Annotated in this window: 1 protein-coding gene; it reads right to left on the minus strand. The window is 71.4% G+C overall.

Translation table 11 applies throughout. The features are described from left to right. Positions 1-7 precede the first annotated feature (7 nt). Entirely contained in the window at positions 8-12,514 is a 12,507-nt protein-coding gene (locus G6N48_RS05500; protein WP_085268728.1) for a type I polyketide synthase, read from the minus strand. Between the last annotated feature and the right edge of the window lie 154 nt (positions 12,515-12,668).

The following is a 12,668-nucleotide window of genomic DNA, read 5'->3' on the forward strand; positions in this document are numbered from 1 at the left end:
CTCATACTCACTCGTCGTCGTCGAGCAAGGCCGCGTTGACCAGGTCGTCGAGGTCCATGTCGGCGATGTCCTTCTTCGTCGTCCCGGCGGGAATCGCCTGCGTCCCGGCGCCGTTGCCCTCGACCTCGTTGGCCAGCGCCAGCAACAACTCGAGGACGCCGGCCTGCCGGAGTCGCTTGACGGGGATGGACCCGACGACGCGCTGGATCTCGGCCTCCCCGGGCGCGGCGACCGGGGCCTGCTGCTCCGACGAACCGATCAGCTCGCGGCGCATGTATCCGGCGAGGGCGGCGGAGTTCGGGTAGTCGAAGATCAGCGTCGGGGAAAGCGGCAGACCCGTCGCGGATTTGAGCCGGTTGCGCATCTCGACCGCGGTGAGCGAGTCGAAACCCAACTCCTGGAAAGCCCTGTCGGGGTCGATGGACTCCGGGTTGGCGCTGCCCAGCACCGTGGCGATGTGGGAGCGCACGAGATCCAGCATGACCGCCTGCTGCTCGTCCTCCGGCAGCCCCTCAATGCGTTGCAGCAGAGCCGATTTCGACTTCGCGGCGGCCAGCGAGTCGTCGACCTGGCGCCGCGCCGGCGCGTTGATCAGGTCGACGAACATCGGCGGCAATGTGCCACCGTCGAACTTGACCCGCAGAGCTTTGAGGTCGATGTGGGCGGGCAACAGGAACGGCTCGTCGACCACCATCGCGGTGTCGAGCAGCTGCAGGGCCTCCTCGGAGGACATCGCCACGATGCCGTCGCGGGCGAAGCGGGCGAAGTCGACGCTGGCCAACGCGCCGGTCATGGTGCTGGCCTGGTTCCACAGTCCCCATCCCAGCGAGATCGCGGGCAGGCCTTGGGCACGCCGGTGCACGGCCAGCGCATCGAGGAACGAGTTGGCCGCCGCGTAGTTGCCCTGCCCCGACGAGCCCACCAGCCCGGCCATCGACGAGAACATCACGAACGCAGACACATCCAGATCGCGGGTCAACTCGTGCAGGTTCCAGGCCGCATCGACCTTGGCGCGCAACGCCGCGTCCAACCGCTCGGGCGTCAGCGACGTCACCACCGCGTCGTCCAGCGCCCCGGCCGTGTGCAGCACCGCCGACAGCCGGTGCTGCGCCGGGATGTCGGCGATCACCTTGGCCAGGGCGGCCCGGTCGGCGGCGTCACAGGCCACCACCTGCACCTGGGCGCCCGTCTCGCCGAGTTCGGCGGCCAGCTCCGCCGCGCCGGGCGCATCCGGGCCGCGGCGGCTGAGCAGCAACAGGTTTCGCACACCATGGCGCGCCACCACGTGGCGCGCCAGCGCCGAACCCGCCATGCCGGTGCCGCCGGTGATCAGCACAGTACCGTCCGCCCAGGCGTCGGGCATGGTCATCACGACCTTGCCGACGTGGCGGGCCTGGCTCAGATAACGCAACGCCGCCGGCGCGCGCCGCACGTCGAACGTGGTCACCGGCAACGGCCGCAGCACCTCGTCGGCGAACAGCGCCGCCAGCTCGGCGAGTATTTGCGCGATGCGCTCCGGCCCAGCCTCGAAGAGGTCGAAAGCCTGGTAGCGCACCCCGGCGTGGTCGCTGGCCACCACGTCCGCGTCGCGGATGTCGGTCTTGCCCATCTCCAGGAACACCCCACCGGGCGCCACCAGCCGCAACGAGGCATCCACGAACTCACCGGCCAGCGAATCCAGCACCACATCGAACCCGCGCCCGCCGGTGACCGCCCGGAACTTCTCCTCGAACTCCAAACTGCGCGAATCCGAAATATGGTCCTCGTCAAACCCCATCGCCCGCAACGTGTCCCACTTGCCCCGACTAGCGGTCGCAAACACCTCCAGCCCCAAATGCCGCGCCAACTGCACCGCGGCCATACCCACCCCACCGGTGGCCGCGTGCACCAGCACACGACGGCCCGACTCGGCACGGGCCAAGTCCACCAGCGCATAGAAGGCGGTGGCGAAGACCACCGAGGTGGTGGCCGCCGCGGTGTGCGACCACCCCGTCGGGACGCCGACCAGAAGGCGTTCGTCGGTGACCGCGACCGTCCCGGTGCCCTCGGGGAACAGGCCCATGACGCGGTCGCCCACCGCGAAACGGCCCGCACTCTCGACGACGACACCGGAGGCCTCGACGCCCATCACGGCCTCGGGGTCAGGGTAGAGACCGAGGGCGATCATGACGTCGCGGAAGTTGGCGGCAATGGCTGAAAGCGCAACCCGGACCTGGCGGTGTCCCAACGGCGCGTCGGCGTCGGGAATGCGTTCCAGGCGCAGGTTCTCGAAGGTGCCCTGGCTGCTCATGCCCAGCCGCCACGGGCCCTCGCCGGGCGGCACCAGCAGGCCGCTCACCGCGCGGCTGCCGTGCACGCGCCCGGTGTACACCGTGCCGCCGCGCACCACCACCTGCGGTTCGCCCACCGCCAGCGCCGACGCCACCGCCGAATCCTCGAGCGGCGCGTCGGAGTCGACGAGGACAACCCTGCCGGGATGCTCGGTCTGCGCCGAGCGCACCAGCCCCCACACCGCCGCGCCCGCCAGATCCGTGACGTCCTCGCCCGGCAGCGCCACCGCGCCCCGGGTCACCACCACCAGCGTGTCGGCCCGGTCCCGGGCCAGCCACGATTGCAGCACGGCCAGCACCGAGCGCGTGGCGGCGTAGACGTCGGTGACCACGTCGGCGACCGCCGGCGGTGAGGCGAACACATACGCGGCCGGCCCGGGATCGGTTTCGGTTGCGGCGGAACCCGATTCGGCTTCCGCCCAGGCGCGGACCGGCAGCGGCTGAACGTCGGACGACGGCTGCGCCGACCAAACCACCTCGAACAGCCGGTCGGGGCCCGAGCTCGACACGGCGGCGAGCAACTGCCGATCGCTGACCGGGCGGGCCACCATCGACGACACCGACAGCACCGGCAGGCCCAGCCCGTCGGCCAGTTCGATCGACACCGACGTGGGCCCCGTCGGCGCGATGCGGGCGCGCACCGCCGAGGCACCCGCCGCATGCAGCGAGACCCGCTGCCACGAGAACGGCACCAGCACCGAACCCTGCGGCAGTTCGTCACCGTCGGAGGTCAGGATGACCGCGTGCAGGGCCGCGTCGAGCACCGCGGGATGCACGCCGAACCCCGCCGCGGACACCCCGGCGTCAGCGGGCAGGTTCACCTCCGCGAACACCTCGTCGCCGCGGCGCCACATCGAGGTCAGGCCCCGGAACGCCGGGCCGTAGCGGTATCCGCGCTCGGCGAGCCGCTGGTAGCCGTCGCCGACGTCCACGGCTACCGCACCCACCGGCGGCCAGGCCGACAGGTCGGCGCCGGGCTGCACGGCGCCGGAGCCCAGCGCGCCCTCGGCGTGCAAGAGCCAGGCCGAACCCGTGTCGGCGCGCGAAAACACCGACACGGCACGCGAACCCGTTTCGTCGGGGCCGCCCACGACCACCTGCACCGCGACCGAACCCGAGGCCGGCAAGACCAGCGGGGCCGCGAGGTTCAACTCGTCGACTACACCGCAGCCCACCTCGTCCCCGGCGCGGATCGCCAATTCGACGAAGCCGGCGCCGGGGAACAGCACGACACCACCCACGGCGTGATCGGCCAGCCAGCCCTGCAGGCTCGGCGACAGGCGCCCCGTCAGCACCACGCCGCCCGAGGCCGGTAACTCGACGACCGCGCCGAGCAGCGCATGCTCGCCGGCCACCAGCCCCAGCCCGGCGGCGTCGGCCGTGGCGCCGTCACCGGACAACCAGAACCGGCGGCGCTCGAAGGCGTAGGTGGGCAGTTCCACGAAGTTGGCCGCGCCGATGGCGGCCCCCCAGTCCACGTCCATGCCGGTCACGAACCCGTGCGCGACGGCCGCGATGAGCGTCGCCGGCTCGGGACGGTCCATGCGCAGCGCCGACGTCGTCATGACTGGCGCGTCCGGCAGGGACTCTTCGATCGAGGCCGTCAGGCCGCTGCTGGGACCGACTTCGAGGAACCGGTTCACGCCCGCGGCGTGGGCGAAGCGGATGCTGTCGGCGAACCGCACCGCTTCGCGGATATGCCGCTTCCAGTACGCCACCGAGGCGAAGTCCTCCCCCGCCAGCTGTCCGGTCACGTTGGACAGGATCGGGATGCGAGGCCGGTCGACTGCGAGACCGGCTGCGACCGAGCCGAATTCGTCGATCATAGGATCCATCAGCGGGGAATGGAAGGCGTGCGAGACGGCCAGCCGGTGGGTCCTGGCGCCGTCGGCGCGCAGCCGGTCGGCGACCGCGGCCACCGCGTCCCCGGCGCCGGAGATCACCACGGAAGCCGGCCCGTTGACCGCGGCGATGCCCACCTCGGCGGTCAGCAGCGGCCGCACCCGGTCCTCGGGGGCCTGCACCGCGACCATCGTCCCGCCCGCCGGCAGCGCCTGCATGAACCGGCCCCGGGCGACCACCAGCACCGCGGCGTTCTCCAGCGACAGGACGCCGCTGACGTGCGCAGCGGACAGCTCACCCACCGAGTGGCCCATCACCAGATCGGGCGTCACGCCCCACGACTCGAGTAGCCGGAACAGCGCGACCTCCACCGCGAACAGGGCGGGCTGCGCGAATTCGGTGCTGTTGAGCAGGTTTTCGTCGTGACCCCACATCACCTCGCGCAGCGGGCGCAGCAGGTGGCGGTCCAGTTCCGCGACGACAGTGTCGAACGCCTCGGCGAACACGGGATAGCCGGCGTGCAATCCCATCCCCATGCCCAGGAACTGGGAGCCCTGGCCGGGGAAGACGAAGGCCGTCTTCGCGCCCGGCGTCGCGGTGCCCCGGATCACCGACCCGAACTCCTCGGTGGCCAGCTCGTCCAGCCCGGCCAGCAGGCGTTCCCGGTCGCCCCCGACCACGACGGCGCGATGCTCGAAGGCCGCGCGGCCCGCCAGCGACCACGCCACGTCGGTCGCCTCCAGTGTGGGGTGAGCGCGCAGATGCCCGGCCAGGCGCGCGGCCTGAGAACCCAGCGCGTTTGCCGATTTCGCCGACACCACCCACGGCACCACCGGCAGCTTGGGGGTATCCACCCGTTCGGCGCCGGCCGGGGCGGCCTCCACGATCACGTGGGCGTTCGTGCCGCTGATTCCGAACGACGACACACCGGCCCGCCTCACCCGGCCGTCGGCCGGCCAGGGGCGCTGGTCGGTGAGCAGCGACACCGATCCCGCGGCCCAGTCCACGTGCGGGCTGGGCTCGTCGACATGCAGTGTCGCCGGCAACAATTCATGGCGCATTGCCAACACCATCTTGATCACGCCCGCGACGCCGGCCGCGGCCTGGGTGTGGCCCATGTTCGACTTGATGGACCCCAGCCAAAGGGGTTCGCTACGGCCCTGCCCGTAGGTGGCCAGCAACGCCTGCGCCTCGATGGGATCACCCAACGTCGTCCCGGTGCCATGGCCTTCGACCACGTCGACGTCGGCCGCGCGCAGACCGGCATTGGCCAGCGCCGCGCGCACCACCCGCTGCTGGGACGGACCGTTCGGCGCGGTCAGCCCGTTGGAGGCGCCGTCCTGGTTGACCGCAGAGCCGCGCACCACCGCCAGCACCGGATGACCCAGCCGCTCCGCGTCGGAGAGCCGCTCGACCACGAGCATGCCGCCGCCCTCGGAGAAGCCGGTGCCGTCGGCCGCCCCGGCGAAGGCCTTGCACCGCCCGTCGGTCGACAATCCGCGCCAGCGGCTGAATTCGACGAAGATGTCGGGTGTGGCGTTGACGGTCACACCGCCGGCCAGCGCCAGGTCGCACTCCCCCGAACGCAGCGACTGCACCGCCATGTGCAGCGCCACCAACGACGACGAACACGCCGTGTCCACCGACACCGCCGGGCCCTCCAGCCCCAGCACGTAGGACACCCTCCCCGAGGCGACGCTCGACAGCTGGCCGGTGAGCCGGAATCCCTCCACCGGTTCGGCGGCGAACATGCCGTAGCCCTGGGTCATCACCCCGGCGAAGACGCCGGTGGCGCTGCCGCGCAGCGCGGTCGGGTCGATCCCGGCGCGCTCCAGCGCCTCCCAGGAGAGTTCGAGGAACATGCGCTGCTGGGGGTCCATCGCCAACGCCTCGCTGGGCCCCACGCCGAAGAATGCGGGGTCGAAGTCCGCGACACCGTCGACAAATCCGCCGTTGCGGGTGTAGCAGGCGCCCGGTACGTCGGGGTCGGGGTTGAAGAGACCCGCCAGATCCCATCCGCGGTCGTTCGGGAACTCCGAGATGACATCGCGGCCCTGGACCAGCATGTCCCACAGGTCGTCCGGGGAGGCGACCCCACCCGGGTAGCGGCATGACATGCCCACGATCGCGATCGGGTCGTCGCCCGAGACGCGAACCGCCGAGACCTGCCCGATCTCCTGTGGCACTCCGGCCAGTTCGGCGCGCATGTAGCCGGCCAGTGCGTTGGGTGTGGGGTAGTCGAAGATCAGCGTGGGTGAAAGCGCAAGGCCCGTAGCGGCTTTCAGCCGGTTGCGCATCTCGACCGCAGTAAGCGAGTCGAAGCCCAACTCCTGGAACGCCTTATCCGGGTCGATCGCCTCGGGGCTGACGGTTCCCAGCACCGTGGCGATGTGGGAGCAAACAAGCTCCAGCAGCACCGCGTGTTGCTCGGGCTCGGGCAGACCGTGCAGGCGTTGCGCGAGAGCCGATTTGGATTTCGCCGCGGCCAGCGAGTCGTCGACCCGGCGCCGCGACGGGGCGTTGAGCAGTTCGGCGAACATCGGGGGCACCGCGACGGCGTGGGCGCGCAGCGCGGCCAGGTCGATGCGGGCGGGCGCGAGGAACGGTTCGTCGACGATGAGGGCGGTGTCGAACAATTCCAGCGCCTCATCCGCGGACAGCGCCAGGATGCCGTCGCGACTCAGGCGGGCCAGCCCCGCGTCGCCGAGCCCGCCGGTCATGGCGCTGGCCTGATCCCACAGTCCCCATCCCAGCGAGATCGCGGGCAGGCCTTGGGCACGCCGGTGCACGGCCAGCGCATCGAGGAACGAGTTGGCCGCCGCGTAGTTGCCCTGACCCGACGAGCCCACCAGCCCGGCCATCGACGAGAACATCACGAACGCAGACACATCCAGATCGCGGGTCAACTCGTGCAGGTTCCAGGCCGCATCGACCTTGGCCCGCAGCACCGCATCGATGCGCTCGGGCGTCAGCGACGTCACCACCGCGTCGTCGAGAACACCGGCGGCATGGACCACCGCCGTCAGCGGGTGCTGCGCCGGGATGTCGGCGATCACCTTGGCCAGCGCGTCGCGGTCGGCGGCGTCACAGGCCACCACCCGCACCTGGGCGCCCGCCGCGCCGAGCTCGGCCATCAGGTCCATCGCCCCGGGGGCGTCGGGCCCGGTCCTGCTGAGCAGCAACAGGTTACGCACGCCGCGGCGAGCCACCAGGTGGCGGGCCAGAGCGGAACCCGCCATGCCGGTGCCGCCGGTGATCAGCACAGTGCCGTCCGCCCAGGCGTCGGGCATGGTCATCACGACCTTGCCGACGTGGCGGGCCTGGCTCAGATAACGCAACGCCGCCGGCGCGCGCCGCACGTCGAACGTGGTCACCGGCAACGGTTTCAGCGGCCCGGCGTCGAAGAGCGCGGCGAGCTCGAGCAGGTATTGGTGCATGCGCGGGCGGCCCGGCTCGAAGAGGTCGAACGCACGGTAGCGGACGCCGGGGTAGTCCTGGGCGACGACGCCGGGGTCGCGGATGTCGGTCTTGCCCATCTCCAGGAACACCCCACCGGGGGCCACCAGCCGCAACGAGGCATCCACGAACTCACCGGCCAGCGAATCCAGCACCACATCGAACCCGCGCCCACCGGTGACCGCCCGGAACTTCCTCTCGAACTCCAAACTGCGCGAATCCGAAATATGGTCCTCGTCAAACCCCATCGCCCGCAACGTGTCCCACTTGCCCCGACTAGCGGTCGCAAACACCTCCAGCCCCAAATGCCGCGCCAACTGCACCGCGGCCATACCCACCCCACCGGTGGCCGCGTGGATCAAGACGCGCTGGCCGGGCTGCACGTCGGCGAGGTGCACGAATGCGTAGTACGCGGTCATGAACACCGCCGATATGGCGGCGGCCTCCGGGTAGGACCAGTCGGCGGGCATGGGCAGCAGCAACCGGACATCGCCGGCGACCAGCGTGCCGCTGCCGTCGGGGAAGAACCCGAAAACCGAATCTCCGACCGCGAATTCGGTGACCCCGGGACCAACCTCGACCACCACGCCCGCACCCTCGCCGCCGATCAGCGCGTCGTGGGTGAACATGCCCAGGGTGATCATGACGTCGCGGAAGTTCGCGGCGATCGCGCGCATCTCGACCAGCACCTGACCCGGCTGCAACGGCGCCCCGGCGTTCGGCACCGGTTCGAGCCGCAGGTTCTCGAAGGTGCCGGCGCTGCTGATACCGAGCCGCCACGGGCCCTCACCCGGCGGCGTCAAGATGCCGCTGACCGCGCGGCTGCCACGCACCCGCGGCGCGTAGGCCGCTCCGTCGCGCAGCACCACCTGCGGCTCCCCCGACGCCAGCGCCGCGCCGACGGCGGAAGCATCGAGCGGCACGTCGGAATCGACGAGAACGAACCGGCCGGGATGCTCGGTCTGCGCAGACCGCACCAATCCCCACACCGCCGCCCCCGCCAGATCCGTGACATCCTCGCCCGGCAGCGCCACCGCGCCACGCGTCGCCACCACGAGCACACCGGAATCGCGTTCGCTCAGCCACGACTGCACGGCGCCGAGCGCCTGATGCGTGCGCTCACGGGGGGCTGCGAGCGAATCACCATGGCCGACAATGGATTCAAATATCTGATGTGGCGGCACGTCGCCGTCGGCGCCCGCCGTAGCCGGCGTCGGGGTCCACGCCACCTCGAAGAGCCGGTCCGGGCCCGCGGACGAGACCACCGCTCGCAGCTGTTGCCCGCTCACCGGCCGCGCCGCCATCGCGGTCACCGACAACACCGGCAGGCCCAGCCCATCGGCGAGTTCGATCGACACCGCCGAACCGCCGCCGGGCCCGGTGGGCGCGATGCGGGCACGAACCGCCGAGGCGCCCGCTGCGTGCAACGACACGCCCTGCCAGGAGAACGGCAGCACAATCTCTTCGGCCGTGTCGCCGGCGTGGGCGCCGGCCATCGCCACCGCGTGCAGCGCCGCGTCGAGCAGCGCCGGGTGCACGCCGAACCCGGTGACGCCCCCGGCCGCGTCGGGCAGCTTCACTTCCGCGAACACCTCGTCGCCGCGCACCCACGCCGCGGTCAGGCCCTGGAACGCCGGGCCGTAGCCGTAGCCTTGGGCGGCCAGCCGCTGATATCCGTCGGCGGTGTCGAGTGCGACCGCGCCGGCGGGCGGCCACACCGAGAGGTCCGAGGCCGGCTCGACCGATCCCGGGCGCAGCACGCCTTCGGCGTGGCACACCCACTCCGACGAGGTGTCGGCCCGCGAGAAGATCGACACGCTGCGCTCACCGGATTCCGCCGCGGCGCCCACGACCGCCTGCACCGCAACCGAACTGGCGGCCGGCAGCACAAGGGGCGCCTGCAGCGTCAGCTCGTCGATCACCGGGCAGCCGACCTGGTCGCCGGCGCGGATCGCCAGCTCCACGAATCCCGTTCCGGGGAAGACCGCCATCTCCGACACGGCGTGATCGGCCAGCCAGCCCTGCGCGCTGAGCGCCAGCCGTCCGGTCAGCGCCACCCCGCCCGAGGCCGGCAGGTCCACCACCGCGCCCAGCAATGCGTGCTCGCCGGCGCCCAGCCCCAGACCGGTCGCGTCGGCGCCCACCCCATCGCCCGAGAGCCAGAACCGCCGCCGCTCAAAGGCATACGTCGGCAGCTCGACGAAGTGCGCGCCCTCCAGCAGGCCGCGCCATCGGACGGCCGCGCCCGATACGAACGCGGTGGCCGCCGAAGCGACGAACCGGTCGAGGCCGCCGTCGTCGCGACCCAGCGTGGGAACGACGACCGCCTCCGCGTCGCCCCCGGCGCAGTCGTTGAACGTGTCCTCGATGCCGGCGATCAGCGCCGGGTGCGGACTCGACTCGACGAAGGTGCGGTACCCGTTTTCGCATGCGCTGCGCACGGCCTCATCCAGCCGGACCGTCTGCCGGATGTTGCGGTACCAGTAGTCCGCATCCAGTTCGGCCGTATCCAAACGGCTTCCGGTCACCGTGGAGAAGAACACGGTGCGCGTGGAGCGCGGCTCGATACCCGACAGGGCCTCGGCGAGCTGATCGCGGATCGCCTCGACCTGCGGCGAGTGGGACGCGTAGTCCACGTCGATCCGGCGGGTCCGCAGGTCGCGCGCGGCACAGGCCTCGATCAGCCGCTCGAGCGCGGCGACCTCGCCCGAGACGACGACCGCCGACCGTCCGTTGACGGCGGCGATACCGACGCGATCTCCAAAGGGCGCCAACAGTTCCCGGGCCGTTTCTTCGCCGCAGGCGATCGACACCATGCCGCCCGGACCGGCCAGCGCGGTCAGCAGTTTACTGCGCAGCGCGACCACCTTGGCGGCGTCGCGCAACGACAGCGCCCCGGCGACGTAGGCGGCGGCGATCTCACCCTGGGAATGTCCGATCACGGCGTCGGGACTGACCCCGACCGACTTCCACAGTTCGGCCAGCGAGACCATCACCGCGAACAGCGCCGGCTGCACCACGTCGACGCGGTCCAGGCCCGGCGCGCCCGGCGCGCCACGGAGCACGTCGGTCAACGACCAGTCGACGAACTCGGAGAGAGCCTCGCCGCACGCCCGCATCTGCTCTGCGAACAACGGTGCCGTGTCGAGCAATTCGATGCCCATGCCCAGCCATTGCGAACCCTGGCCGGGGAAGACGAAGACCGTCTTGCCCGCGGGGCCGGCGGCGCCGCGGATAACCGATCCGTCCAGGGCGTCACCGGCCAGCTCGTCGAGCCCGGCCAGCAGCCGCTCCCGGTCGCCCCCGACCACGACGGCCCGGTGCTCGAAGGCCGACCGGCCCGCCAGCGACCACGCCACATCGGCGACGTCGAGGCCGGGGTGCGCGCGCAGGTGCGCGGCCAGCCGCGCGGCCTGGGATCCCAACGCCGAGGCCGACTTCGCCGAAACCACCCACGGCACCACCGGCCGCGCCGGGGCGGGCTCACGGTGTTCGACCGGGGCGGCCTCCACAATCACATGCGCGTTGGTGCCGCTGATCCCGAACGACGAGACACCGGCCCTTCGAAGTCGACCCGGCGCGCGATCATCAGCCCGCCAGGGCCGGGGTTCGGTCAGCAGGGCCACCGATCCCGCCGACCAATCCACGTGCGGGCTGGGCTCGTCGACGTTCAGCGTCGCCGGCAACACCTCGTGACGCATGGCCTGGACCATCTTGATCACGCCCGCGACGCCGGCCGCGGCCTGCGTGTGGCCCATGTTCGACTTGACCGACCCCAACCACAGCGGTTCGGCCGGCTCTGTACGGTTCTGCCCGTAGGTCGCCAGCAACGCCTGGGCCTCGATCGGATCGCCCAACGTCGTCCCGGTGCCGTGGCCCTCGACGACGTCCACGTCGGCGGTGGTCAGCCCCGCGTTGGCCAGCGCGGCGCGCACCACCCGCTGCTGCGAGGGGCCGTTCGGCGCGGTCAGCCCGTTGGAGGCGCCGTCCTGGTTGACCGCGGTGCCCCGGACCACCGCCAGCACCTGGTGGCCGAGCCGCCGCGCGTCGGAGAGCCGCTCCACCACCAACATGCCGCCGCCCTCGGACCACCCGACCCCGTCGGCCGCTCCGGCGTAGGCCTTGCAGCGGCCGTCCGGCGCGAGGCCCCGGTGCCGGCTGAACTCCACGAAGACCGTCGGCGTGGCGTTGACGGTGGCGCCCCCGGCCAGGGCCAGGTCGCACTCCCCCGAACGCAGCGACTGCACCGCCATGTGCAGCGCCACCAGCGACGACGAACACGCCGTGTCCACTGACACCGCCGGGCCCTCCAAGCCCAGCACGTAGGACACCCGCCCCGAGGCGACGCTGGAGGTCATGCCGGTAAGCCGGTAGCCCTCGATCTCCTCGGCCAGCATCCCGTAGCCCTGGACGATGAGCCCGGCGAAGACGCCGGTGGCGCTGCCGCGCAGCCCGCTCGGGTCAATTCCGGCGCGCTCCAACGCCTCCCAGGACAGCTCCAGCAACATGCGGTGTTGCGGGTCCATGGCCAGGGCCTCGCTCGGCGCGATGCCGAAGAAGGCCGGATCGAAGTCCGCGACGCCGTCGACGAATCCGCCGGATTGCACGTAGCACTTGTGGCGCGCATCGGGATCGGGATCGAAAAGTCCCGCCAGGTCCCAACCGCGGTCGGTCGGGAAGTCCGATATCACGTCGCGGCCGTCGGCCACCATTTGCCACAGGCCCTCCGGGGTGTCGACCCCGCCCGGGAAGCGGCAGGACATGCCGACGATCGCGATCGGCTCGCTCGACCGCTCCAGCAATGCGCGGTTGGTGCGCTTCAGGCGCTCAACCTGGACCAGCGCTTTGCGCAGCGCCTCGGTCGCATGCTGGAGTTGATCAACCATCAGTACCCCTCGCCAAGGATTGGCCGTCGTTAACCGCCGGTCGCGGCCGTCGCCGGGTGGCGGAATTTGCTGCACGACGCGACGGCGTTGCGCTTTCGGTCAGCGCCGTGCTGCTCTCCGACCCAAGAATGTCGCTGGTGAGTATGTCTAACTC

This window comes from Mycobacterium parmense (assembly GCF_010730575.1).
Classification (GTDB): domain Bacteria; phylum Actinomycetota; class Actinomycetes; order Mycobacteriales; family Mycobacteriaceae; genus Mycobacterium; species Mycobacterium parmense.

What these genes read in the sequence shown, in the direction of transcription:
- G6N48_RS05500 (WP_085268728.1), bottom strand. Translation starts at nt 12,514, where the DNA reads ATGGTTGATCAACTCCAGCATGCGACCGAGGCGCTGCGCAAAGCGCTG.